This is a genomic window from Pseudomonas salicis (genome assembly GCF_057128705.1).
On the sequence record NZ_JBSKHU010000004.1, the window covers coordinates 314,068 to 340,173 of the forward strand.

General features: G+C 59.4%; 21 protein-coding genes. 18 read left to right on the forward strand and 3 right to left on the reverse strand.

Annotated elements, in window-relative coordinates; genetic code table 11:
- Nucleotides 1–17 precede the first annotated feature (17 nt).
- The 3 genes from dapC to map all read right to left on the reverse strand — a co-directional run bounded on the left by dapC (nucleotide 18) and on the right by map (nucleotide 4,811).
- The gene (gene dapC, locus ACWKWE_RS16215; protein WP_483851103.1) at nucleotides 18–1,214 is read right to left on the reverse strand and encodes a succinyldiaminopimelate transaminase; all 1,197 of its coding nucleotides are present in this window, start codon (nucleotides 1,212–1,214) and stop codon (nucleotides 18–20) included.
- Nucleotides 1,215–1,291: 77 nt separating this feature from the next.
- Nucleotides 1,292–3,991 (reverse strand): [protein-PII] uridylyltransferase, encoded by a 2,700-nt coding sequence (locus ACWKWE_RS16220; protein ID WP_483851104.1) that lies wholly within the window; start codon nucleotides 3,989–3,991, stop codon nucleotides 1,292–1,294.
- A gap of 37 nt (nucleotides 3,992–4,028) precedes the next feature.
- Nucleotides 4,029–4,811, reverse strand: a complete 783-nt coding sequence (map, locus tag ACWKWE_RS16225; protein ID WP_166593545.1) for a type I methionyl aminopeptidase — start codon at nucleotides 4,809–4,811, stop codon at nucleotides 4,029–4,031.
- A 338-nt stretch (nucleotides 4,812–5,149) separates the two neighbouring features.
- Here map and rpsB point away from each other — a divergent pair, with 338 nt between their 5' ends.
- The 18 genes from rpsB (at nucleotide 5,150) to tilS (ending at nucleotide 25,891) form a co-directional block, all read left to right on the forward strand.
- Entirely contained in the window at nucleotides 5,150–5,884 is a 735-nt protein-coding gene (gene rpsB, locus ACWKWE_RS16230; RefSeq protein ID WP_166593544.1) for a 30S ribosomal protein S2, read from the forward strand.
- Between the two features lie 182 nt (nucleotides 5,885–6,066).
- Nucleotides 6,067–6,930 carry a translation elongation factor Ts gene (gene tsf / locus ACWKWE_RS16235; RefSeq protein WP_166593543.1) on the forward strand — a complete coding sequence of 288 codons (864 nt, stop codon included), beginning with the start codon at nucleotides 6,067–6,069 and terminating at the stop codon, nucleotides 6,928–6,930.
- A 193-nt stretch (nucleotides 6,931–7,123) separates the two neighbouring features.
- Nucleotides 7,124–7,867 (forward strand): UMP kinase, encoded by a 744-nt coding sequence (gene pyrH, locus ACWKWE_RS16240; protein WP_019692086.1) that lies wholly within the window; start codon nucleotides 7,124–7,126, stop codon nucleotides 7,865–7,867.
- Nucleotides 7,864–8,421 (forward strand): ribosome recycling factor, encoded by a 558-nt coding sequence (gene frr, locus ACWKWE_RS16245; protein WP_166593542.1) that lies wholly within the window; start codon nucleotides 7,864–7,866, stop codon nucleotides 8,419–8,421. Before pyrH ends, frr begins: the two co-directional genes overlap by 4 nt.
- Before the next feature lie 16 nt (nucleotides 8,422–8,437).
- Entirely contained in the window at nucleotides 8,438–9,193 is a 756-nt protein-coding gene (gene uppS, locus ACWKWE_RS16250; protein WP_166593541.1) for a polyprenyl diphosphate synthase, read from the forward strand.
- Entirely contained in the window at nucleotides 9,193–10,011 is an 819-nt protein-coding gene (locus ACWKWE_RS16255) for a phosphatidate cytidylyltransferase (protein ID WP_483851105.1), read from the forward strand. The genes uppS and ACWKWE_RS16255 overlap by 1 nt, the downstream gene beginning before the upstream one ends.
- Nucleotides 10,008–11,198, forward strand: a complete 1,191-nt coding sequence (gene ispC / locus ACWKWE_RS16260; protein WP_483851106.1) for a 1-deoxy-D-xylulose-5-phosphate reductoisomerase — start codon at nucleotides 10,008–10,010, stop codon at nucleotides 11,196–11,198. Before ACWKWE_RS16255 ends, ispC begins: the two co-directional genes overlap by 4 nt.
- Nucleotides 11,199–11,291: 93 nt before the next feature.
- Nucleotides 11,292–12,644, forward strand: a complete 1,353-nt coding sequence (gene rseP, locus ACWKWE_RS16265) for a sigma E protease regulator RseP (protein WP_483851107.1) — start codon at nucleotides 11,292–11,294, stop codon at nucleotides 12,642–12,644.
- A gap of 74 nt (nucleotides 12,645–12,718) precedes the next feature.
- On the forward strand, nucleotides 12,719–15,109 hold the full coding sequence (gene bamA, locus ACWKWE_RS16270; RefSeq protein ID WP_483851108.1) for an outer membrane protein assembly factor BamA: 2,391 nt from the start codon (nucleotides 12,719–12,721) through the stop codon (nucleotides 15,107–15,109).
- Nucleotides 15,110–15,155: 46 nt separating this feature from the next.
- Entirely contained in the window at nucleotides 15,156–15,659 is a 504-nt protein-coding gene (locus ACWKWE_RS16275) for an OmpH/Skp family outer membrane protein (protein ID WP_166593536.1), read from the forward strand.
- 4 nt (nucleotides 15,660–15,663) lie between these two features.
- Nucleotides 15,664–16,719, forward strand: coding sequence for a UDP-3-O-(3-hydroxymyristoyl)glucosamine N-acyltransferase (gene lpxD, locus ACWKWE_RS16280; RefSeq protein ID WP_166593535.1), 1,056 nt, complete (start codon nucleotides 15,664–15,666; stop codon nucleotides 16,717–16,719).
- Nucleotides 16,720–16,831: 112 nt separating this feature from the next.
- Nucleotides 16,832–17,272 carry a 3-hydroxyacyl-ACP dehydratase FabZ gene (fabZ, locus tag ACWKWE_RS16285; RefSeq protein WP_166593534.1) on the forward strand — a complete coding sequence of 147 codons (441 nt, stop codon included), beginning with the start codon at nucleotides 16,832–16,834 and terminating at the stop codon, nucleotides 17,270–17,272.
- On the forward strand, nucleotides 17,269–18,045 hold the full coding sequence (lpxA, locus tag ACWKWE_RS16290; RefSeq protein ID WP_166593533.1) for an acyl-ACP--UDP-N-acetylglucosamine O-acyltransferase: 777 nt from the start codon (nucleotides 17,269–17,271) through the stop codon (nucleotides 18,043–18,045). The genes fabZ and lpxA overlap by 4 nt, the downstream gene beginning before the upstream one ends.
- A gap of 2 nt (nucleotides 18,046–18,047) precedes the next feature.
- On the forward strand, nucleotides 18,048–19,184 hold the full coding sequence (gene lpxB, locus ACWKWE_RS16295) for a lipid-A-disaccharide synthase (protein ID WP_483851109.1): 1,137 nt from the start codon (nucleotides 18,048–18,050) through the stop codon (nucleotides 19,182–19,184).
- A gap of 11 nt (nucleotides 19,185–19,195) precedes the next feature.
- On the forward strand, nucleotides 19,196–19,837 hold the full coding sequence (gene rnhB / locus ACWKWE_RS16300) for a ribonuclease HII (RefSeq protein WP_483851110.1): 642 nt from the start codon (nucleotides 19,196–19,198) through the stop codon (nucleotides 19,835–19,837).
- Between the two features lie 71 nt (nucleotides 19,838–19,908).
- On the forward strand, nucleotides 19,909–23,430 hold the full coding sequence (gene dnaE, locus ACWKWE_RS16305; RefSeq protein ID WP_166593532.1) for a DNA polymerase III subunit alpha: 3,522 nt from the start codon (nucleotides 19,909–19,911) through the stop codon (nucleotides 23,428–23,430).
- Nucleotides 23,431–23,558: 128 nt separating this feature from the next.
- On the forward strand, nucleotides 23,559–24,506 hold the full coding sequence (locus ACWKWE_RS16310; protein ID WP_483851111.1) for an acetyl-CoA carboxylase carboxyltransferase subunit alpha: 948 nt from the start codon (nucleotides 23,559–23,561) through the stop codon (nucleotides 24,504–24,506).
- Nucleotides 24,507–24,553: 47 nt separating this feature from the next.
- Entirely contained in the window at nucleotides 24,554–25,891 is a 1,338-nt protein-coding gene (tilS, locus tag ACWKWE_RS16315; protein ID WP_483851112.1) for a tRNA lysidine(34) synthetase TilS, read from the forward strand.
- Nucleotides 25,892–26,106 lie beyond the last annotated feature (215 nt).

Here is a 26,106-nt window from a genome sequence, read left to right on the forward strand (position 1 = left end):
ACGTCACAGCACGGCGATCAGCGGCGCGTCACGAAATCGCGAATCCGCTCAGCTGCCTCGACGCACTCAGCCAACGGCGCAACGAGTGCCATGCGCACACGGCCCGCGCCGGGGTTGAACCCGTCCACATCCCGCGACAGGTAAGAGCCCGGCACCACCGTCACGTGTTCGGCTTCGAACAGGTCACGGCAAAATTGCGCGTCGTCGCCGCCGACGTTTGGCCATAGGTAGAAACTGCCATCCGGGCGCTGCACGTCCATCACCGGGGACAGGATTTCCAGCACCGCATCGTACTTCTCGCGGTACAGGTCGCGGTTGGCCCTGACGTGTTCTTCATCATTCCAGGCCGCGATGCTGGCAAGCTGGGTCTGAACCGGCATGGCGCAGCCATGGTAGGTGCGGTAGAGCAGGAAGCCTTTGAGGATGTCGGCGTCACCGGCGACGAAGCCCGAGCGCAGGCCCGGCAGGTTCGACCGCTTGGACAGGCTGTGGAACACGATGCAACGCTTGAAGTCCTGGCGGCCGAGTTCGGCGCAGGCGGTCAGCAGGCCCGGCGGCGGGGTGTCTTCATCGAAATACAGCTCGCTGTAGCATTCGTCAGCAGCGATCACGAAATCGTGTTCGTCGGCCAGCGCGATCAGCTTTTTCAGCGTGTCCACCGGGATCAGCGCGCCAGTCGGGTTGCCCGGCGAGCACAGGAACAGGATCTGGCAACGCTTCCAGATGTCCGCAGGCACAGCGTCAAAATCGGGGTTGAAGCCGTGTTCGACCAGGCACGGCAGGTAATGCGGCTTGGCCCCGGCCAGGAACGCAGCACCTTCGTAAATCTGATAGAACGGGTTCGGGCTGATGACCAGTCCGTCATCGCTGCGATTGACCACGGTTTGGGTGAAAGCGAACAGTGCCTCACGGGTGCCGTTGACCGGCAGCACGTGCTTGCCCGCATCCAGCCAGCCCTGCGGAACGCTGAAACGGCGTTCGCACCAGTGAGCGATGGCTTCGCGCAGGGCTGGAATGCCCGCTGTCGTCGGGTAAACGGCCATCTGGTCGAGGTTGTCGGCCAGTGCCTTGGCGACGAACGCAGGCGAAGTATGCTTCGGCTCGCCGATGGACAGGGCGATTGGCCGCTTGTCCGGGTTCGGCGTCACGGTGCCCAGCAGCGCGCGGAGCTTTTCGAACGGGTAAGGCTGGAGCTGTTGCAAAGCGTTGTTCATGGGCAATCGGTCTCAGGAAGCGGGGCGCCAGCCCGTCGGGGGCGAGCGCCGTTGAATAGCCAGAAAAAGGTGTCGATTCAGATGCTGATGCGCAACCCGCTGGTGGGTTCGGGATTGACGCTGAGTTGCGTGACGATGGCATCTTGCAAACGGCTGCACAGTTGCGGGTCAGACAGTGGCTGGTTGTTCTCGTCGGTGAGGAAGAACACGTCCTCCACGCGCTCGCCCAAGGTTGCAATCTTGGCGTTTTGCAGCGACAGGTCGAACTCCAGAAAGATCTTGCCCAGCCGTGCCAGCAACCCCGGACGGTCTGGCGCGCTGAGCTCTAGCACGGTCACCGGTCGCTGCGCATCGTTGGAAATCGTCACCACGGGCGCGAATGCGAAATGCTTGAGCTGGCGTGGCACGCGACGCTTGATGATCGTCGGATAGTCGTCCGGGTTGCGCAGGGCCTCGGTCAAACCTTCACGAATCGCTTTGATGCGTTCAGGGTTTTCACCGATCGAGCCGCCGTCGCTGTCGAGCACGATATAGGTGTCGAGGGTGAACTGGCTGGTCGAGGTGATCACGCGGGCGTCGTGAATGTTCAGGTTCAGCTGGTCCATCGCCGCCACGGTTACCGCGAAGAAGTCGTGCTGATCCGGTGCGTAAATGAAGATCTGGGTGCCGCCTTCGAATTCGCGCTGGGTGGTTTCCTTGATCAGTACCAAGGGGCCACCGTCGGCCGGTTGCTGAAGGATCGCATCGCTGTGCCAGGCCACATCGCCTGCGGTGTGGCGCAGGAAGTAGTCATCGCCCAGTTGCGACCACAGTTGCTCGACGTCGTCCGGATCGGTGCCGTTGCGCACGAGAATGTCCAGCGCCGCGCTTTGGGTACGACGGATCTGCTCTTCGCGGTCGACTGGGTTTTCCAGCCCGCGCTTGAGGGCGCGCTTGGTCTCGGTGTACAGCTGGCGCAACAGACTGGCGCGCCACGAGTTCCAAAGCGTCGGGTTGGTGGCGTTGATGTCAGCGATGGTCAGCACATAGAGATAATCCAGATGCACTTCGTCGCCGACGAACTGCGCAAAGTCGTGAATGACTTGCGGGTCGGAGAGGTCCTTGCGCTGGGCTGTGGTCGACATCACGAGATGGTTCTGCACCAGCCAGACGATCAGTTGGGTGTCCCAGTTCGGCAGATGGTGACGGATGCCGAACGCCTCGGCATCCACCGCCCCCAGTTCTGAGTGATCGCCGCCGCGGCCCTTGCCGATGTCGTGGTACAAGCCTGCGAGGTAGATCAGCTCGGGTTTCGGCAGCTTGGCCATGAGCTTGCTGGCCAGCGGGAATTTCTCCGACACCTGCGTGTATTGGAGCTTACGCAGATGCTTGATCAGGTTCAGGGTGTGCGCATCGACGGTGTAGATGTGGAACAAATCGTGTTGCATTTGTCCGACGATGTGGCCGAACTCCGGCAGGTACAGCCCGAGAATGCCGTAACGGTTCATCCGGCGCAGGTTGCGGTGAATGCCGATCTCGCATTTGAACAGCTCGATAAACAGGCTGGTGTTGCGGATATCGTTGCGGAAGTCGTCGTTGATCAGGTGCCGGTGTTCGCGCAGCAGGCGAATGGTATCGGCACGCACGCCCTTGATTTCCGGGCGCTGAGCCATCAACACGAAGATCTCCAGAATCGCGAACGGCGTGCGTTTGAAGACATTCGGATGGGTCGCTTCGATGTAGCCATCGTGCAATTGGAAGCGCGAGTTGATCGATTCGGTGACGGTGTTGGCGTCGTCCGACAGGATCACCTCCTCGAAGTGCTGAATGATCAGATCGCTCAATTGCGCGATGCTCATGACCACGCGGTAATACTTCTGCATGAAGCGTTCGATGGCCAGTTTCGCGTCGTTGTCCTGATAGCCCAGCAAACGGGCGATGCTGGTCTGGTAATCGAACAGCAGGCGGTCTTCGGAACGGCCCGCCAGCATGTGCAAGGCATAGCGCACTTTCCACAGAAACTCCTGGGAGGCGGCGAGCAACGCGTGTTCGCTTTCCAGCAGGAAGCCCTGGTCCGCCAAGGCGTGAAGATTCAGCGTGCCATATTGACGACGGGCTACCCACAGAATGGTCTGGATGTCGCGCAGGCCACCCGGGGAGCCTTTGACGTTCGGCTCCAGGTTGTATTCGGTGTCGAAGTATTTGTGATGACGGGCTTTCTGCTCGGCGCGCTTGGCCAGGAAAAACTCTTTGCTTGGCCACATTTCGCTCGTACTGGTGACTTCCAGCATGCGCTGGCGTAAATGCTCCGGGCCTGCAATCGTCCGGCTTTCCATCAGGTTTGTGATCACCGTCAGGTCCGCGAGGGCCTCGGTGGCGCACTCATCGACCGAGCGCACGCTCTGGCCAACCTCAAGGCCAATGTCCCACAGCAGCGTCAGAAAACGCTCGATGGAGTCGCGGAAAACTTCGTGATCGGCGCTGTCCAGCAGGATCAGCAGGTCGATGTCCGAATAAGGATGCAGTTCGCCGCGCCCATAGCCACCGACGGCGAGGAGTGCAATGTCGGCATCCTCGCTCCAGTCGAACTGTTCCCAGGCCTGCTGCAGGATGTTGTCGACGAACCAGGCCCGGTCCTCGATCAACCGACGAATTTCCCGGCCCGACTTGAAGCGTTCGTCCAGTACCTCGCGGGCCTGACGGATAGCCTTTTTGAAGGCGGCGATGGGGCTCGCTTTCAACGCCAGTTCGGCCTGAAACTGGCCACGATCGAACAAATCTGGGTCCACCTGCGGCATCGAACTGCTTTCCTTCTATCTATATCGCACGGGGTGATCAGGCGGAGGTGCGGGCGATGGTGTCGTCGCTGCGCAACGTGAAGATTTCATACCCGGTCGCGGTGACCAGAATGGTGTGCTCCCACTGCGCCGACAGCTTGCGGTCCTTGGTGATGGCGGTCCAGCCGTCGCCCAACAAACGGGTATCAGCCTTGCCCTGATTGATCATCGGCTCGATGGTGAAGGTCATGCCTTCCTTGAGTTCCATGCCGGTGCCCGCCTTGCCGTAGTGCAGCACTTGCGGTTCTTCATGGAACACCTTGCCGATGCCATGGCCGCAATATTCCTTTACGACGGAGAAACCGTTCTTTTCAGCGTGTTTCTGGATCACTTCACCGATGTCGCCCAGGTGCGCGCCCGGTTTGACCAGCTCGATGCCTTTATACATGCATTCCTGGGTGATCTTCGACAGGCGCTCGGCCCACTCTGGCACTTTGCCAACGTGGAACATCTTGCTGGTGTCGCCGTGGTAACCGTCTTTGATCACGGTCACGTCGATGTTCAACACGTCGCCTTCCTTCAGCGGCTTCTCATTGGGAATGCCATGGCAGACAACATGGTTGATCGAGGTGCAGATGGATTTGGGGAAACCCTTGTAGTTCAGCGGCGCAGGGATCGCTTTTTGCTCGTTGACGATGTAGTCGTGGCAGATGCGGTCCAGCTCGTCAGTGGTGACGCCGGGCTTGACGTAGGCCCCGATCATTTCCAGAACGTCTGCCGCCAGACGACCGGCGACGCGCATCTTTTCGATGTCTTCGGGGGTTTTGATGGTAACGGTCATACAAGGCTCTCTCGGCGCGGCGGGGCCGCAGCAAAACACGGAAAAAACGCGATTCTACCAGACCGATGCCAAGCGGGTTATCATCGCTTCCTTATATAAAGGCTGGCAGGGCCGGTAGACGGCAGGGCTGTCCGGGCAAAAGCGTCGAGAAAACAGGATCTTATTCCGGGTTCCGTTATGCAGACTTTTGTGATATAAAATGCGCCGCTTTACGGGGTCCGCCCCGAAAGCCCAAACCCACACACGTGTCGACACGATGACCTGGGTGCCCTCGGTACATGCCGTTGGTTGGTCATTGGGATACGTGGAGGCCTAACCCGACTTATCAAGGAACTATCATGTCCCAAGTCAACATGCGCGATATGCTGAAGGCCGGTGTGCACTTCGGTCACCAAACCCGTTACTGGAACCCGAAAATGGGTAAATACATTTTCGGCGCGCGTAACAAGATTCACATCATCAACCTTGAAAAAACCCTGCCTATGTTCAACGAGGCACTGACCTTCGTAGAGCGTCTGGCCCAGGGCAAAAACAAGATTCTGTTCGTCGGCACCAAGCGTTCCGCTGGCAAGATCGTTGCTGAAGAAGCAGCACGTTGCGGTTCGCCGTTCGTCGACCACCGCTGGTTGGGCGGCATGCTGACCAACTTCAAAACCATCCGTGCCTCCATCAAGCGTCTGCGCGAGCTGGAAGTTCAGGCTGAAGACGGTACTTTCGCCAAGCTGACCAAGAAAGAGGCGCTGATGCGCACTCGCGATCTGGAAAAGCTGGACCGCAGCCTGGGTGGTATCAAGGACATGGGCGGTCTGCCTGACGCACTGTTCGTCATCGACGTTGACCACGAGCGCATCGCGATCACCGAAGCCAACAAGCTGGGTATCCCGGTCATCGGCGTTGTCGATACCAACAGCAGCCCGGAAGGCGTTGACTACATCATCCCAGGTAACGATGACGCCATTCGCGCCATTCAGCTGTACATGGGTTCGATGGCTGACGCTGTCATCCGTGGTCGTAACAACGTTTCTGGCGGCACCGAAGTTTACGCTGAAGAAGCGGCAACTGCTGCCGAGTAACTGACGCTTAGCGTCTACTCGGTACGCAAAAAGGGGGCTCGGCCCCCTTTTTGCCACCTCGAAAACCATCTGGCGTTGCCACCGACTTAGTTGTCATGCGCAGCTGTCACCATGGCTTTTCAAGAATTTGACGCCCGCATGGCGGGTGGAATGGTTGAAGACCTATCCAAGAGGATTTTGAAATGGCAGAGATTACTGCAGCGTTGGTCAAAGAACTGCGCGAGCGCACTGGCGAAGGCATGATGGACTGCAAAAAAGCCTTGACCAAGGCTGGCGGCGACATCGAGAAAGCCATCGACGATATGCGTGCTTCGGGCGCAATCAAGGCAGCCAAGAAAGCAGGTAACGTCGCTGCTGAAGGCGCTATCGCAATCAAGGACAACGGCAAGCGCGCTGTCCTGATCGAAGTGAACTCGCAGACCGACTTCCTGGCGCTGCAAGACGACTTCAAAAACTTCGTCGCCGTCAGTGTCAACAAGGCTTTCGACCAGCCAGAGCTGACCGTTGAGCAACTGATCGAAGCTCAGGAAACCGAGCGTACCGCTCTGGTTGCCAAAGTCGGCGAAAACGTCAACATCCGTCGTCTGGCGCGTGTTGAAGGTGACGTACTGGGTTCGTACCTGCACGGCAACAAAATCGGTGTGGTTGTAGCGCTGAAAGGCGGCGACGCCGAGCTGGCCAAAGACATCGCGATGCACGTTGCTGCCAGCAACCCTGAGTTCCTGTTGCCTTCCGACGTTTCGGCCGAAGCGATCGAGCGCGAGAAGAGTGTCTTCCTGCAACTGAACGAAGACAAGATCAAAGGCAAGCCTGCCGAGATCGCTGACAAAATGGTTCAGGGCCGCATCACCAAGTTCCTGGCTGAAGCCAGCCTGGTTGAGCAAGCGTTCGTCAAGAACCCTGAAGTCAAGGTCGGTGAACTGGCCAAGAAAGCCGGCGCTGAAATCGTCTCGTTCACCTACTTCAAAGTGGGCGAAGGCATCGAGAAGCCAGTCGACAACTTCGCTGAAGAAGTCGCTGCTCAAGTAGCTGCCAGCAAGCAATAAGACGGTTCTCCAACTGTCGACCAAAGAGGCTGCCCGCTCACGCGCGCAGCCTCTTTGTCAAAACGGCAGCAGGAATTTATTTTTCCAGGGTGCGTGGCTCATGAGGCTGCGAATTCCTGACGAAGTAGCCTAGAGTTACCGCAGGCTGAAAATGGCCGCAGATTTTTTTTAAACGCCGCAGGAGAGATTCGCAATGGCTCAGCAGGGCAGTGGTTATCAAGCTCGCTATAAACGCATTCTACTCAAGCTTAGCGGCGAGGCCCTGATGGGCTCCGAAGAGTTCGGTATCGACCCCAAAGTGCTGGATCGCATGGCGCTTGAAGTGGGTCAGCTGGTAGGAATCGGTGTTCAGGTCGGTCTGGTCATCGGTGGTGGCAACCTGTTCCGTGGTGCGGCGCTTAGCGCGGCTGGCATGGATCGGGTCACGGGTGATCACATGGGCATGCTGGCCACTGTGATGAACGCCTTGGCCATGCGTGATGCGCTGGAGCGCGCCAATATTTCCGCCATCGTGATGTCGGCCATCTCCATGGTGGGTGTGACCGATCACTACGATCGCCGCAAGGCAATGCGTCACCTCAACGCCAAAGAAGTGGTGATCTTCGCCGCGGGCACTGGCAACCCGTTCTTCACCACCGATTCGGCAGCGTGCCTGCGCGCGATCGAAATTGACGCCGATGTCGTGTTGAAGGCAACCAAGGTCGATGGTGTGTACACTGCCGATCCATTCAAAGACCCGCATGCCGAGAAGTTCGATCATCTGACTTACGATGAAGTGCTGGATCGCAAGCTGGGCGTAATGGACCTGACGGCCATCTGCCTGTGCCGTGACCACAAGATGCCGTTGCGTGTCTTTAATATGAACAAACCCGGCGCCCTGCTGAATATCGTGCATGGCGGCGCGGAAGGAACTTTGATCGAGGAAGGCGAACAATGATCAACGAAATCAAAAAAGACGCTCAAGAGCGCATGCAAAAATCCATCGAATCCCTGAACCACGCGTTTGGCCAGATTCGTACCGGCAAGGCACACCCAAGCATCCTGGGTAACGTGATGGTTCCGTACTACGGCACCGATACCCCGTTGAGCGGTGTTGCCAACGTCACGGTCAAGGATTCCCGTACCCTCCAGGTCGTGGCGTTTGAGCGCAACATGCTCGCGGCGGTCGATAAGGCGATTCAGAGTGCAGGCTTGAACCTCAACCCGACCAACCTCGGTGAGCTGCTGCTGATTTCCATGCCCGCCCTGACGGAAGAAACACGTAAAGGCTTCACCAAGCAGGCGCGCAGTGCAGCCGAAGATGCTCGTGTTGCTGTGCGTAACATTCGCCGTGACGCATTGGGCGATCTGAAAAAGCTGGTCAAGGACAAGGAAATCAGCGAAGACGAAGAGCGTCGTGGCACGGCCGAGATCGACAAGCTGATCAAGGACTTCGAGGCTCAGATCACAAAAGCCACTGAAGAGAAAGAAAAAGACCTGATGGCCGTATAAGGGTCAGGAAGCTTTCATGGAAAAGACAAAGCTGGCTGTGCCGTCATCGGTGCCGCGTCATGTCGCGATCATCATGGATGGGAACAATCGCTGGGCTAAAAAGCGTCTGTTGCCGGGTGTGGCGGGTCACAAGGCTGGCGTGGACGCTGTCCGTGCGGTGATCGAAGTGTGTGCCGAGGCCAAGGTCGAGGTGCTGACGCTTTTCGCGTTCTCCAGTGAAAACTGGCAGCGGCCGGCCGAAGAGGTCGGCGCGTTGATGGAGTTGTTCTTCACGGCGTTGCGTCGTGAGACCAAGCGCCTGAACGAGAACGGTATCAGTCTGCGCATCATTGGTGACCGTGCACGTTTCCATCCTGAGCTTCAGGCTGCGATTCGCGAGGCCGAAGCGAAAACCGCCGGCAACACCCGCTTTGTCCTGCAAATCGCCGCCAACTATGGCGGCCAGTGGGACATCGCCCAGGCGGCTCAGCGTCTGGCCCGTGAAGTGCAGGCCGGGCATTTGCGCCCGGACGACATTACGCCCGAACTCCTGCAGACGTGCCTGGCCACCGGTGACTTGCCATTGCCGGACCTGTGCATCCGTACCGGTGGCGAACACCGCATCAGTAATTTCTTGCTTTGGCAGCTGGCGTACGCCGAGTTGTACTTCTCCGACCTGTTCTGGCCGGACTTCAAACACGAAGCCATGCGCGATGCGCTGGCCGATTTCGCTTCGCGCCAACGCCGCTTCGGGAAAACCAGCGAGCAGGTAGAAGCTGGAGCCCGTGCTTAATGCTCAAACAACGAATCATTACAGCGCTGATTCTTGCGCCCTTGGCGCTGTGCGGCTTTTTCCTTCTGGAAGGTGGCAGTTTCGCGCTGTTCATCGGCGCGGTGGTCGTACTGGGCGCCTGGGAGTGGGCCCGTCTCGCGGGTTTTGAAACTCAGTCGATTCGCGTGGGCTATGCCGCCGTGGTCGCGGTGCTGTTGTTTCTCTTGTACCTCTTGCCTGGACTGGCGCCTTGGGTGCTGGTCGCAGCACTGATCTGGTGGCTGGTCGCGACGTGGCTGGTGCTGACGTATCCAGAGTCCAGCGAGCACTGGTCCAGCGCGGCGTACAAGCTGGTCATTGGTCTGTTGATTCTCCTGCCGGCATGGCAGGGTCTGATCCTCATCAAGCTCGCCCCGATGGGCAACTGGCTGATTCTCTCGGTCATGGTGCTGGTGTGGGGCGCCGACATCGGTGCCTATTTCTCGGGCAAGGCATTCGGCAAGCGCAAGCTGGCGCCGAAGGTCAGTCCGGGCAAAAGCTGGGAAGGTTTGTATGGCGGCCTGGCAGCCTGTTTGCTGATTACGTTGATCGTCGGTGTGAACCGCGGTTGGCAGGTGTCCGAGATTGTTTTTTCGCTGGTGTGCGCCGCGATTATCGTGCTGGTGTCCGTCGTGGGCGATCTGACCGAGAGCATGTTCAAGCGTAAATCCGGGGTCAAGGACAGCAGTAATCTCTTGCCGGGTCATGGCGGTGTGCTGGACCGGATCGACAGCCTGACCGCCGCGATTCCGGTGTTCGCCCTGTTGCTCTGGGCCGCCAAAGACTGGGGTCTGATGTGAGCCGGCTCCAACACATCACGGTTCTCGGGGCGACTGGCTCGGTGGGGCTTAGCACCCTCGATGTCATCGCACGACACCCTGCGCGCTACAAGGTCTTTGCCCTGACCGGGTTCAGCCGTCTGGTGGAGTTGCTTGCGCTGTGCGTCCGTCATGTCCCGCAGTTCGCGGTGGTGCCGACAGTCGCGGCAGCCCGACAATTGCAGGACGATCTGCGTGCTGCCGGTCTCGACACACGCGTGTTGGTAGGGGAGGGGGGGCTGTGCGAAGTATCGGCTCACCCCGAGGTGGATACTGTGCTGGCCGCCATTGTCGGTGCCGCTGGCTTGCGTCCGACACTGGCGGCGGTCGAGGCGGGCAAGAAAGTGCTGCTGGCCAACAAAGAAGCGCTGGTCATGTCGGGTGCCTTGTTCATGCAGGCGGTTCGGCGCAGCGGCACCGTCTTGCTGCCTCTCGACAGCGAGCACAACGCGATTTTTCAGTGTTTGCCAGGCCATTATGGCAACGGTCTGGATTCGGTCGGCGTGCGTCGGATCTTGTTGACGGCTTCGGGTGGGCCTTTTCGCGAAACGCCGCTGCCGGAGCTGGAGCATGTGTCACCCGAGCAGGCCTGCGCGCACCCGAACTGGTCGATGGGGCGCAAAATTTCCGTTGATTCCGCCAGCATGATGAACAAAGGGCTCGAACTGATCGAGGCCTGCTGGTTGTTCGACACTGCACCGGCTCGTATCGAAGTGGTGATTCACCCTCAAAGCGTGATCCATTCGATGGTGGATTACGTGGACGGCTCGGTACTGGCTCAACTCGGCAACCCAGACATGCGTACGCCGATTGCGCATGCACTGGCGTGGCCGGAGCGTATCGATTCGGGCGTTGCACCGCTTGATCTCTTCAGCATAGGGCGACTGGACTTCCAGGCGCCGGATGAAGTGCGCTTCCCTTGCTTGCGTCTCGCACGGCAAGCTGCGGAAGTCGGCGACAGCGCCCCTGCGGTCCTGAACGCGGTGAACGAAGTGGCCGTTGCGGCGTTTCTTGACCGGCGCATTCGCTTTCCGGAAATCGCGAGTATGATCGACGAGGTCTTGAACCTCGAACCGGTGATTGCGGTGAGCGAGCTTGAAACTGTGTTTGACGTCGATGCCAGGGCGCGAGCGCTGGCCGGGCAGTGGCTGAAACGTAATGACCGATAAGCCATATTGGCCAAGTGACACGGGTTCATCGACGTGGGTGGGCTGTCCCCGGATGCCCGCCTGCAACGCCAAACCGGTATCCGGAGAACAGCGATGAGTGCGCTTTATATGATTGTCGGCACCCTGGTTGCCCTGGGCGTGCTGGTGACTTTTCACGAATTTGGCCACTTCTGGGTGGCGCGGCGTTGTGGTGTCAAGGTGCTGCGGTTTTCCGTCGGCTTCGGCATGCCGCTCTTGCGTTGGCATGACCGCAAGGGCACCGAATACGTTGTTGCCGCCATTCCGTTGGGCGGCTACGTGAAGATGCTCGACGAGCGGGAGGGCGAAGTGCCTCCGGAGCTGGTCGACCAATCGTTCAACCGCAAGACCGTTTATCAGCGGATCGCTATTGTCATCGCGGGTCCGGTCGCCAACTTTTTACTGGCCATCGTCTTTTTCTGGGTGCTGGCGGCGCTGGGCAGCCAGCAAGTGCGTCCGGTCATCGGCGGCGTCGAAGCGGGTAGCATCGCTGAGAAGGCCGGATTGGTCTCCGGGCAGGAAATTGTATCCGTTGATGGCGAAGCCACGACCGGCTGGTCAGCTGTGAATCTTCAGCTGGTCCGTCGTCTTGGCGAAAGCGGGACCATTGCCCTGAAGGTCCGTGACCAGGGTTCTGACGTCGATACTCCCCGTACGCTGGCGCTGGATAACTGGCTCAAGGGTGCGGACGAGCCAGACCCGATCCGTTCGCTGGGTATTCGTCCATGGCGCCCGGCATTGCCGCCAGTGCTGGCTGAGCTCGATCCTGCCGGTCCGGCCCAGGCCGCTGGTCTGAAAACCGGTGACCGCCTGTTGGCGCTGGACGGCCAGCCCGTCAACGAGTGGCAGCAAGTTGTGGACTGGGTTCGTGTCCGTCCTGATACCCGGATTTTGCTGAGTGTCGAGCGAGACAATGCGAGAATCGACGTCCCGGTCACATTGGTCGCCCGTGGCGAGAGCAAGACAGCGACGGGTTATCTCGGCGCCGGGGTAAAAGGCATTGATTGGCCACCGGAAATGCTGCGCGAGGTGAGCTACGGGCCTGTGGCCGCCGTCGCAGAGGGGGCGCGGCGCACGTGGACCATGAGCGTATTGACGCTCGATTCGCTGAGGAAAATGTTGTTCGGCGAGCTCTCGGTAAAAAACTTGAGCGGACCGATAACCATTGCTAAAGTGGCGGGCGCTTCGGCCCAGTCAGGTGTAGGTGACTTCTTGAATTTCCTTGCTTATCTGAGCATAAGCCTGGGGGTTCTCAATTTGCTACCCATTCCAGTGTTGGACGGGGGGCACTTGCTGTTTTATCTGATCGAGTGGGCGCGTGGTCGCCCACTGTCGGAAAAGGTGCAGGGTTGGGGGGTTCAGATCGGGATAAGTCTGGTGGTTGGAGTCATGTTGCTCGCACTGGTCAACGATCTGGGACGACTGTAAAGCTACGCCGAATTGTGAATCTGCCGCATTTTGCGGCAGTTTGTTTATTGCCAGTTGGAATAAGAAAGGACTTCATGAAACGTCTGCTGCTAACTGCGGTTCTTGCCGTACTGATGATCGCCGAAGTTCACGCCGAGTCCTTCACTATCTCCGATATCCGTGTCAACGGCCTGCAGCGGGTGTCCGCCGGCAGTGTCTTTGGCGCGTTGCCGTTGAACGTGGGTGAACAGGCCGATGACGCACGTCTGGTCGACGCCACGCGTGCGTTGTTCAAAACCGGGTTCTTCCAGGATATCCAGTTGGGCCGTGACGGTAACGTTCTGGTCATCTCCGTGGTTGAGCGCCCGTCGGTTGCGAGCATCGAGATCGAAGGCAACAAGGCGATCACCACCGAAGACTTGATGAAGGGCCTCAAACAGTCGGGTCTGGCCGAAGGCGAAATCTTCCAGCGTGCGACACTCGAAGGTGTCCGTAACGAACTGCAGCGTCAGTACGTGGCTCAAGGCCGTTACTCGGCAGAAGTCGCCACTGAAGTCGTTTCCCAGCCGCGCAACCGCGTCGGCCTGAAGATCAACATCAATGAAGGCGCCGTTGCCGCGATCCAGCACATCAACGTCGTCGGCAACTCCGTTTTCAAAGAAGAAGACCTGACCGACCTGTTCGAGCTGAAGACCACCAACTGGCTGTCCTTCTTCAAGAACGACGACAAGTACGCCCGTGAAAAGCTGTCCGGTGACCTGGAGCGTCTGCGTTCCTACTACCTCGACCGCGGCTATATCAACATGGATATCGCCTCGACTCAGGTGTCGATCACCCCTGACAAGAAAAGCGTGTACATCACCGTCAACATTCATGAAGGCGAGAAGTACAGCGTCAAATCGGTCAAGCTGAACGGTGACCTCAAAGTGCCTGAAGATCAGGTGAAGTCGCTGCTGCTGGTCAAGCCAGGTCAGGTGTTCTCCCGCAAGGTGATGACCACCACGTCCGAGCTGATCACCCGTCGTCTGGGTAACGAGGGCTATACCTTCGCCAACGTCAACGGCGTGCCGACCCCGAATGATGAAGACCACACCGTAGACATCACCTTCGCTGTCGATCCAGGCAAGCGCGCTTACGTGAACCGCATCAACTTCCGTGGCAACACGAAGACAGCGGACGATGTACTGCGCCGCGAAATGCGTCAGATGGAAGGCGGTTGGGCTTCCACTTACCTGATCGACCAGTCCAAGACCCGTCTGGACCGGCTGGGCTTCTTCAAGGAAGTTAACGTCGAGACCCCTGCAGTGCCGGGCACTGACGATCAGGTTGACGTGAACTACGCCGTGGAAGAGCAGGCGTCGGGTTCGATCACCGCCAGTGTGGGCTTCGCGCAGAGCGCGGGTCTGATTCTGGGTGGTTCGATCAGCCAGAACAACTTCCTGGGTACCGGTAACAAGGTCAGCATTGGCCTGACCAAAAGTGAATACCAGACCCGCTACAACTTCAGCTACGTCGACCCGTATTTCACGCCGGACGGTGTGAGCCTGGGTTACAGCGCGTTCTACCGCAAGACCAACTACGACGACCTCGATGTCGACGTGGCGAGCTACTCGGTAGACAGCCTGGGTGCCGGTATCAACATGGGCTACCCGATTAGCGAAACCTCGCGTCTGAACTTCGGCCTAACGGTCCAGCGTGATGAGATCAACACCGGTACCTATACCGTTGACGAGATTTTCGACTTCCTGGAGAAAGAAGGCGACAATTTCACCAACTTCAAGGCTTCCGTGGGCTGGTCCGAATCGACCCTGAACAAAGGCACACTGCCGACCCGTGGTCATTCCCAGAGCCTGACGCTGGAAACCACGATCCCGGGCAGCGACCTGTCGTTCTACAAGCTTGATTACCGTGGTCAGTTGTTCCACCCGATCACCACCAACACCACGCTGCGTCTGCACTCGGAGTTGGGTTACGGTGACGGCTACGGTTCGACTTCCGGTCTACCGTTCTACGAGAACTACTACGCGGGTGGTTTCAACTCGGTTCGTGGGTTCAAGGACAGCACGTTGGGTCCTCGTAGTACGCCGAGTCGGGGCGCAGGTGTACCTGGCGGCAAGCCTGGAACCTTGGCAGACCCGGATCAGGATCCGCTGCCGTTCGGTGGTAACGTTCTGATCACCGGCGGTGCAGAAATTCTGTTCCCGTTGCCTTTCATCAAGGATCAGCGTTCTTTGCGGACTTCCCTGTTCTGGGACGTGGGTAACGTATTTGATACCAATTGCGGCAGCTCCAAGGTCACGACTACGGGCGAAAAAGTCGAATGTAACGGCCCTGATCTTTCCGGTCTGGCCAGTTCGGTCGGTGTTGGCGTGACCTGGGTTACCGCCTTGGGCCCGTTGAGTTTCGCGTTGGCCATGCCGGTCAAGAAGCCAGACAACAACACCGAAACCCAGGTGTTCCAATTCTCTCTCGGTCAGACCTTCTAAGGGTCTGATCACTGATCACGACAACGGATTCTGTAGGAGTTACAACGTGCGTAAGTTGACCCAATTGGCACTGCTGGCAACCGTACTGGTCGCCGGTCCGGCATTCGCAGACATGAAGATCGCTGTTCTGAACTATCAGATGGCGCTGCTTGAGTCGGATGCTGCCAAGAAGTATGCAGTCGACGCTGAAAAGAAATTCGGCCCGCAACTGACCAAGCTGAAAGCCCTGGAAAGCAGCGCTAAAGGCATCCAGGACCGTCTGGTCGCCGGTGGCGACAAGATGGCCCAGCCTGAGCGCGAGAAGCTGGAACTGGACTTCAAGCAGAAAGCCCGTGACTTCCAGTTCCAGTCCAAGGAGCTGAACGAAGCCAAAGCCGTCGCTGACCGTGACATGCTCAAGCAACTGAAGCCAAAGCTGGACTCGGCTGTTGAAGAAGTGATCAAGAAAGGCGGTTACGACCTGGTGTTCGAGCGCGGTGCCGTGATTGACGTCAAGCCACAGTACGACGTCACTCGCCAGGTCATCGAGCGCATGAACCAGCTGAAGTAAATTCATGACCGTGACTATCACGCTCGGCCATCTGGCCGAGTTCCTCGGTGCCACGCTACGTGGCCCGGCGGACAAGCAAATCACCGGACTGGCCACCTTGCAGGAGGCCGGGCCCGGTCAGGTCAGCTTTCTGGCCAATCCTCAGTATCGAAAATTCCTCGCAACCTCCCACGCCGCAGCCGTGCTACTCAAGCCCGCTGATGCCGAAGGTTACGCGGGAGATGCACTGCTGATCGCCGACCCTTACCTGGCGTACGCACGAATCTCCCATCTGTTCGATCCCAAGCCGAAGGCCGCTGCCGGTATTCATCCGACCGCTATCGTCGCTGCTGACGCGGTAGTCGATCCGAATGCCAGCGTGGGCCCGTATGTCGTCATCGAAAGCGGTGCACGCATCGCTGCCGGTGTGACCCTCGGTGCTCATTGCTACATCGGTGCCCGCAGTGTCATCGGCGAAGGCGGCTGGCTGGCACCGCGCGTGACGCTGTATCACGATGTGCGGATCGGCCAGCGCGTGGTGATCCAGTCGGGTGCCGTACTGGGTGGAGAGGGCTTTGGCTTCGCCAACGAGAAAGGCGTGTGGCAGAAGATCGCCCAGATTGGTGGCGTGACCATCGGCGACGACGTGGAGATTGGCGTGAACACCGCCATTGACCGCGGCGCCATGGACGACACGCGCATCGGCAACGGTGTGAAGCTGGATAACCAGATTCAGATCGCGCACAACGTTCAAGTGGGCGATCACACGGCAATGGCGGCCTGCGTTGGCATCTCCGGCAGTGCGAAGATCGGCAAACACTGTATGCTCGCCGGCGGTGTCGGACTGGTCGGGCACATTGAAATCTGCGACGGCGTTTTCATCACGGGCATGACCATGGTCACCCGTTCGATCACCGAGCCGGGTTCCTATTCTTCGGGGACCGCGATGCAGCCCGCTGCCGAATGGCGCAAGAGTGCGGCACGTATTCGCCAGCTCGACGACATGTCCCGCCGACTGCAGCAGCTAGAAAAGATTGTCGAGGCAGTGACCTCAGGCGGTAATGCGTCATCTGATGGCTGATACTTTTTTCTTATCAAGTGTGCAAAGCCGATAAACTGCCTCCTTGATTTGCTAGAGGAGTGCCGCGCATTCGTCGCGCACTCCCAATCTTTACTACAGGCTTCCTCTCGAAATGATGGACATCAACGAAATTCGCGAATATCTGCCCCACCGTTACCCGTTCCTGCTGGTGGATCGTGTGGTGAAGCTGGATGTTGAGAATAAGCTCATTCGTGCCTATAAGAATGTCAGCATCAACGAGCCCTTCTTCAATGGGCACTTTCCTGCGCATCCAATCATGCCGGGCGTGCTGATCATCGAAGCAATGGCTCAGGCCGCAGGCATCCTGGGTTTCAAGATGCTTGACGTGAAGCCTGCTGACGGCACCCTGTATTACTTCGTGGGCTCCGACAAGCTGCGCTTCCGCCAGCCGGTGCTGCCGGGCGACCAACTGATTCTTGAAGCCAAATTTCTGAGCTGCAAGCGCCAGATCTGGAAGTTCGAATGCCAGGCGTCGGTAGACGGCAAGCCGGTATGCTCCGCAGAAATCATCTGTGCGGAACGTAAACTATGAGTTTGATTGACCCTCGCGCAATCATCGATCCGACGGCCGTGCTGGCCGACAATGTGGAGGTCGGCCCGTGGTCGATCGTCGGACCCGGTGTGGAAATTGGCGAGGGCACGGTGATAGGTCCGCACGTGATTCTGCGTGGTCCGACCGTCATCGGTAAGCACAACCACATCTACCAGTTTTCTTCGGTAGGTGAGGACACGCCTGACCTCAAGTACAAGGGCGAAGCCACGCGTCTGGTCATCGGTGACCACAACGTGATCCGCGAAGGCGTCACGATTCACCGTGGCACCATTCAGGACCGCGCCGAAACCACGATTGGCGATAACAACCTGATCATGGCCTATGCGCATATCGGTCATGACAGCGTCATCGGCAACCATTGCATCCTGGTCAACAACACGGCGCTGGCCGGCCATGTGCATGTGGCTGACTGGGCGATCCTCTCCGGGTTCACCTTGGTTCATCAGTATTGCCACATCGGCGCCCACAGCTTTTCAGGCATGGGCACGGCGATTGGCAAGGACGTCCCGGCGTTCGTTACCGTGTTCGGCAACCCGGCAGAAGCCCGCAGCATGAACTTCGAAGGCATGCGTCGTCGTGGTTTCTCGGAAGACTCGATCCATGCCCTGCGTCGCGCCTACAAGACGGTCTATCGCCAAGGGCTGACGGTCGAACAGGCGGTGGTCGAGCTGGCTGAACCGGCGGCGCAGTTCCCGGAAGTCGCGCTGTTTCTTGAGTCCATTCAGAACTCGACCCGCGGCATCACTCGTTAATCATGGGGGCCTTGCGGATCGCGCTGGTCGCCGGTGAAGCCTCGGGCGACATCCTGGGTTCGGGTCTGATGCGTGCCATCAAGGCGCGTCATCCTGATGCACAGTTCATCGGCGTCGGCGGCCCGCTCATGGAAGCCGAGGGCATGGCGTCCTACTTCCCCATGGAGCGCCTGTCGGTCATGGGGCTGGTGGAAGTCCTTGGACGTCTCAAGGAGTTGCTGGCCCGTCGCAGGCTGTTGATCCAGACCTTGATCGATGAGAAACCCGATGTATTCATCGGGATCGACGCTCCGGACTTCACCCTCAATATCGAACTCAAACTGCGTCAGGCCGGGATCAAGACCGTGCACTACGTCAGCCCGTCCGTGTGGGCGTGGCGGCAGAAGCGTGTCCTGAAGATCCGCGAAGGCTGCGACCTGATGTTGACGTTGTTGCCGTTCGAAGCGCGTTTTTACGAAGAAAAGGGCGTGCCGGTGCGTTTCGTCGGCCATCCACTCGCCGATACCATCCCCCTTGAAGCGGATCGCCAGGCGGCTCGGGCTGAGCTGGGGCTGGGTGACGGGCCTGTCGTGGCGTTGATGCCGGGCAGCCGTGGCGGGGAGGTGGGCCGACTGGGCGCGCTGTTTTTCGACACCGCCGAACGGCTGCTCGCCCAGCGCCCGACCGTTCGTTTCGTGCTGCCCTGCGCCAGCCCTCAACGCCGCGCGCAAATCGAACAGTTGTTGCAAGGCCGCGATCTGCCGCTGACCTTGCTCGACGGCCGCTCCCATGTTGCGTTGGCTGCCTGCGATGCCGTGTTGATCGCATCGGGCACCGCCACGCTGGAAGCGCTGCTGTACAAACGACCGATGGTGGTTGCCTATCGTCTGGCGCCGCTGACCTACTGGATACTCAAGCGGATGGTGAAGAGTCCATACGTGTCGCTGCCGAATCTGTTGGCCCAGCGTTTGCTGGTTCCAGAGCTTCTGCAGGACGCGGCGACCGCCGATGCCCTGGCCAGCACCCTGCTGCCGTTGCTCGACAACGGTGCGGAGCAGACCGCCGGCTTCGACGCCATTCACCGCACCTTGCGTCGCGACGCGTCCAATCAAGCCGCCGAAGCGGTCCTGAACCTGATTGGCCCGTCGCCTTCACGATGAGCGCTCGAACAATGCAAATGGGTCTGGATTTCAACCTGGTCGAGGATCTGGTCGCCGGTGTCGATGAGGTGGGCCGTGGCCCGCTGTGCGGCGCTGTGGTAACGGCTGCGGTGATTCTTGACCCCAATCGCCCCATCCTGGGTCTTAACGACTCGAAAAAGCTCACCGAAGCCAAGCGCGAAAAGCTGTTCGACGAGATCTGCGAAAAGGCGCTGTGCTGGCATATCGCACGGGCCGAAGTCGAAGAAATCGACGAGCTGAACATTCTGCACGCCACCATGCTGGCCATGAAGCGTGCGGTCGAGGGCCTGCTGATCATCCCGAAACTGGCGCTGATAGACGGTAACCGTTGCCCGCAACTCTCGGTGCCCAGTGCGCCGGTGATTCAGGGTGATGCCCAGGTCCCCGCCATCGCTGCGGCGTCGATCCTGGCCAAGGTCAGCCGCGACCGGGAGATGGCTGCCTTGGAACTGATCTATCCGGGGTACGGGATCGGTGGCCACAAGGGCTACCCGACGCCGGTTCACCTGGAAGCGCTGGCCCGGTTAGGGCCGACGCCGATCCACCGCCGCTCCTTCGCCCCGGTACGTGCGGCGTATGAAGCGCGGGAGATGATGATCTCCACCGGCTTCACCTCGCTGCCGCTCACCTGATCGCGGGCTGATGTTTTCATGAGAGGCCGGTACAATCCGGCCTTTGTTTTCTGCGCGCTATAGGATCAACCATGTCGGCTTCTTTCGTTCATCTGCGCATGCACACCGAATATTCTCTGGTCGACGGGCTGGTGCGGGTCAAGCCGCTGGTCAAGGCGTTGACCGGCCTGAACATGCCTGCGGTGGCAGTGACCGATCAGAACAACCTGTGCTCGCTGGTCAAGTTCTACAAGGCCGCCATGGGCGCTGGCATCAAGCCTATCTGTGGCGCCGACATCTGGTTGGCAGGTCGTGACAAGGATGCCCCCCTCAGCCGCTTGAGCCTGTTGGTGATGAACCCCAAGGGCTATCTGAATCTCACCGAGCTGATCTCCCGAGGTTTCATGCATGGTCAGCGCAACGGCGTGGTGATCATCGAGCGCGAGTGGGTCGCTGAGGCCCATGAAGGGCTGATCGCGCTGTCGGCGGCCAAGGAAGGTGAGATTGGCATGGCGCTGCTCGGTGGCAACCCGGCCGAGGCCGACGAGTTGCTCAAGGAGTGGGTGTCGGTCTTTCAGGATCGTTTCTACATCGAGATTCAACGGACCAGCCGCGTCAATGACGAAGAGCACCTGCACGCTGCCGTCGCCCTTGCCGATCGCCACGGTGTGCCGCTGGTGGCGACCAACGATGTTCGCTTCATCAAGCAGGAAGATTTCGAAGCCCACGAAACCCGCGTGTGTATCGGCGAGGGCCGGGCGCTGGACGACCCGCGCCGCTCGCACAACTACAGCGATCAGCAGTACCTCAAAAGCGCTGCAGAAATGGCCGAGCTTTTCAGCGACCTGCCCGACGCGCTGCAGAACACCGTGGAAATCGCCCAGCGTTGCAACATTGACGTGCGCCTGGGCAAGCACTTCCTGCCCAACTTCCCGATTCCCGATGGCCTGACCATCGATGAATACTTCCGCAAGGTGTCTTTCGAGGGCCTTGAAGAGCGCTTGGCCGTGCTGTGGCCGAGGGAAACCACGCCCAACTACGAAGCCAAGCGGCAGGAGTACGTCGACCGGTTGAATTTCGAGCTGGATATCATCATCCAGATGGGGTTCCCCGGTTACTTCCTGATCGTTATGGACTTTATCCAGTGGGCCAAGAACAACGGCGTGCCGGTCGGTCCGGGTCGTGGGTCGGGTGCCGGCTCGCTGGTGGCTTACGTACAGAAGATCACCGACCTCGATCCGCTGGAATATGACCTGCTCTTCGAACGTTTTCTAAACCCTGAACGGGTTTCGATGCCGGACTTCGACGTCGACTTCTGCATGGACGGGCGCGACCGGGTGATCGAATACGTGGCCGAGAAATACGGCCGCAACGCGGTCAGCCAGATCATCACGTTCGGTTCCATGGCGGCGAAAGCGGTGGTGCGGGACGTGGCACGGGCTCAGGGGAAATCCTTCGGTCTGGCGGATCGCCTGTCGAAGATGATCCCGTTCGAAGTCGGCATGACCCTGGAAAAGGCCTATGAGCAGGAAGAAATCCTGCGCGACTTCCTCAAGACCGACGAGGAAGGGGCAGAAATCTGGGAGATGGCGCGCAAGCTCGAAGGCGTTGTGCGTAACGTCGGCAAGCACGCCGGTGGTGTGGTCATCGCGCCGACCAAACTGACCGACTTCGCGGCGATCTATTGTGATGAGGAAGGCGGCGGCCTGGTCACCCAGTACGACAAGGACGATGTCGAGGCCGCGGGTCTGGTGAAGTTCGACTTCCTGGGTCTGCGAACGCTGACGATCATCGACTGGGCGATGAAGACGATCAACCGCGACCGCGCCAAAGTCGGCGAGGACCCGCTCGACATCGCCTTCATCCCGCTGGATGACGCCCCGACCTACGATCTGCTGCAAAAAGCCGAAACCACGGCGGTCTTCCAGCTTGAATCCCGAGGCATGAAAGAGCTGATCAAGAAGCTCAAGCCCGACTGCCTGGAAGACCTTATCGCACTGGTGGCACTGTTCCGCCCGGGCCCGCTGCAGTCGGGCATGGTAGACGACTTTATCAACCGCAAGCACGGTCGCGCCGAGCTCTCCTACCCGCACGTCGATTACCAGTACGAAGGGCTCAAGCCCGTGCTGCTGCCAACGTACGGCATCATCCTGTATCAGGAACAGGTGATGCAGATTGCTCAGGTCATGGCGGGTTACACCCTCGGCGAGGCCGACATGCTGCGTCGGGCCATGGGTAAGAAAAAGCCCGAGGAGATGGCCAAGCAGCGCGGCGGCTTCATCGAAGGCTGCAAGACCAACAATATCGAGCCGGATCTGGCCGGTAACATTTTCGACCTGGTGGAAAAATTCGCCGGTTACGGGTTTAACAAATCCCACTCTGCTGCGTACGGGCTCGTCTCGTACCAGACGGCGTGGCTGAAGAAGCATTACCCCGCGCCGTTCATGGCGGCCGTGCTCTCGGCGGACATGCACAACACCGACAAGGTCGTGACCTTGATCGAGGAAGTGCGGACCATGAAGCTGCGCCTCGATGCGCCGGACGTGAACAACTCCGAATTCAAATTCACCGTGAACGACGAAGGCCGCATCGTGTACGGGCTGGGCGCGATCAAAGGCGTGGGCGAGGGGCCGGTCGAGGCGATTACCGAAGCGCGTCAGGCCGGGCCGTTCAAGGACCTGTTCGATTTCTGCGCGCGCATCGACCTCAAACGGGTCAACAAACGCACGTTGGGTGGCCTGATCAGCAGCGGTGCGCTGGACCGTCTGGGGCCGTTTTTCTACGACGACCCAAAACAGTATCAAGCCAACATTGACCGCAATCGCGGTGTGTTGCTCGCCGCGCTGGAAGGTGCGATTCAGTCGGCCGAACAGACCGCGCGCAGTCACGACAGTGGCCATGCCGATCTGTTTGGCGGGCTGTTCGTCGAGCCCGATGCCGATGTTTATGCGAACCATCGTGGGGCCAAAGAGGTCACTCTCAAAGAGCGTTTGCGCGGTGAGAAGGAAACCCTGGGCCTGTACCTGACGGGGCACCCGATCGACGAGTACGAAGGCGAGATTCGTCGCTTCGCCCGCCAGCGAATCGTTGACCTGAAACCCGCCCGTGACACCCAGACCGTCGCCGGTCTGATCATCGCCTTGCGTGTGATGAAGAACAAAAAGGGCGACAAGATGGGGTTTATCACCCTGGATGACCGCTCTGGCCGCATCGAAGCGTCGTTGTTCGCGGACTCGTTCCAGGCCGCTCAGTCGCTGTTGCAGACCGACGCGATGGTGGTGGTCGAAGGCGAGGTCAGTTCCGATGACTTCTCAGGCGGCCTGCGTTTGCGAGCCAAGCGGGTAATGAGTCTCGAAGAAGCGCGGACCGGTCTGGCTGAGAGTTTGCGCCTGACCGTGCGCAGCGAGGCGCTGAAAGGTGATCGTCTACGCTGGCTGGGCGACCTGTGCAAGAAGCACCGGGGAGCATGTCCGATTACGCTCGACTACACCGGGCAGGAGGCCCGGGCGCTATTGCAGTTCGGCGAAGCATGGCGAATCGATCCCGCAGACAGCCTGATTCAGGCGCTGCGTGACCAGTTCGGACGAGAGAACGTCTTCCTGCAGTATCGATGAACGCTGATACCCGACTTTTTTTAAGCTCGACACTTTTAACCTCGACCCTCACACGCCACATCCTTTAAGGTATGGCGTTTACGGATCAACCGGCCGGCCTCTTGGCCGTCGACCCAAGACGGATGCCTATGAACCCGAATTTTCTGGATTTCGAACAGCCGATTGCTGACCTGCAAGCCAAAATTGAAGAGCTGCGACTGGTAGGCAATGACAACTCGCTGAACATCGGCGATGAAATCTCTCGACTGCAAGAGAAGAGCAGCACGCTCACCGAAAGCATTTTCGGCAACCTGACCAGTTGGCAGATCGCGCGCATGGCGCGTCATCCGCGTCGTCCGTACACCCTGGACTACATCGAACACATTTTCACCGAGTTCGACGAGCTGCACGGCGACCGCCACTTCTCCGACGACGCGGCCATCGTGGGCGGTATCGCCCGTCTGGACGAACAGCCTGTCATGGTGATCGGTCATCAAAAAGGCCGCGAAGTGCGCGAAAAAGTACGCCGCAACTTTGGCATGCCGCGTCCTGAAGGCTACCGCAAGGCGTGCCGCCTGATGGAAATGGCCGAGCGCTTCAAAATGCCGATCCTGACCTTCATCGACACACCTGGCGCATACCCTGGCATCGACGCTGAAGAGCGCAACCAGAGCGAAGCGATTGCCTGGAACCTGCGTGTCATGGCGCGTCTGAAGACGCCGATCATCGCGACTGTGATCGGTGAGGGCGGTTCGGGCGGTGCACTGGCCATTGGCGTGTGCGATCAACTGAACATGCTGCAATACTCCACTTACGCGGTGATTTCGCCGGAAGGCTGCGCGTCGATTCTGTGGAAAACCGCAGAAAAAGCGCCAGACGCTGCCGAAGCGATGGGCATCACTGCCGAGCGCCTCAAAGGCCTGGGCATCGTCGACAAGGTCATCAACGAGCCACTGGGTGGCGCGCACCGTGATCCGGCGGCGGCTTCGGCTTCCATCCGCGAAGCATTGAGCAGCCAGTTGGCCATGCTCAAGAAATTCAACGCGGATGAACTGTTGGCGCGTCGCTACGACCGCCTGATGAGCTACGGCATCTGATCGGAGTCATATTTGAGGTCCGGTGAGCTAACGCGGGGTCCACCAGCATGAGCAAGCCGGACACATTCAAAAAAGACCTCTCCCAACGTCTGCTATCGCGCCTTGCACCCTGGCGCGGTGCAGCCGGTTGGCGCATCGCCTTCTCGGGTGGACTCGATTCCACCGTCCTGCTGCACCTGCTGGCCGAGCTTGCTCGCCATCAGCGTCTCCCCCCTTTGACCGCTATCCACATTCATCACGGTTTGCAGGCTGTTGCTGCGTCGTGGCCGGGACATTGCCGTCAGATGTGTCAGATTCTGGGCGTGCCGTTGCAGGTCATCGACGTGCAAGTACGATCCGGCGCCAGCCTCGAACAGGCGGCCCGCGATGCCCGATACACCGCGTTCGAGCAGACGTTGCTGGCGGGCGAGGTGTTGCTCACGGCCCAGCACCGGGACGATCAGGCGGAAACCCTGATGTTTCGCCTGCTGCGGGGAGCGGGTGTGAAAGGGTTGGCGGCCATGCCTTCCCATCGAGTGCTTGGCAAAGGCCAGGTCTTCCGGCCGCTGCTGGACGAGCCCCGCGCATTGCTTGAGCGTTATGCACAGGACGAGGGCCTGAGCTGGATCGAAGACCCGAGCAACAAAGACAGCCGTTTCTCCCGCAATTACCTGCGTAACCATGTGTTGCCGATGCTGACCGCACGCTGGCCCCAGGCAACCGCGAGCATGGTCCGCAGCGCCGCGCACCTGGCCGAGGCCCAAGGCTTGCTCGATGAACTGGCGACGCAGGATCTGGCGCTCGCCGACACACCGTGCCCGTGGCCATGGCTGGCGGTGCCGTCCCTGGAGCTGGCGCCGCTTGAGGGACTGTCATCTGCACGTCAGAGAAACGCCCTACGTTGCTGGCTGAGTCCGCTGACACGTCTTCCAGACAGTGATCACTGGGCGGGGTGGGATTCCCTGCGTGATGCCGGGCCGGATGGTCGTCCGATCTGGCGTCTGGCCGACGGACAATTGCATCGCGCAGAAGGGCGAATCTGGTGGCTGTCGGGCATCTGGCTCAAGGACGTGGCGGGTTCGCAGCACTGGTCCACGGCCTCGCAGCCGCTTCATTTGCCGGGCAACGGAATGTTGCACATTCTGGGCGACATCCCTCGCGGCGGGCTGCACGTGCACTATCGACAGGGCGGTGAAGTGCTGGATGTACCGGACCGCGGGCGCCGGGACCTCAAGCGCCTGCTCAATGAAAAAGGCGTGCCGGTGTTTTTGCGCGGCCGATTGCCGCTGTTGTATCGCGGTGAACAGTTGCTGGCGGTGGCCAACCTGCCCGGACTCGACGCTGACCCCCGTGGCGACTGGCGATTGCACTGGCAACCACCGACGAATGACCACAGTTTGAGATGAGAGCCCGTTTCCGGTAGACTACGCTCCCTTCTTGATACAGCTTATGTCGACCCTTTCGGAACGACGTGAGTTGCCGATTACCAGCCAGTCTTTACTGGGCGATTCTCAAAATGTGGCGAGCAATGGACAGGTCCGGATTCGGCCAGTCGCTTTCAACGCAGCAATTTCAGGAATGCACTGTGAAACACGCAGGTCATCGGGGGCTTCGGCCTTCC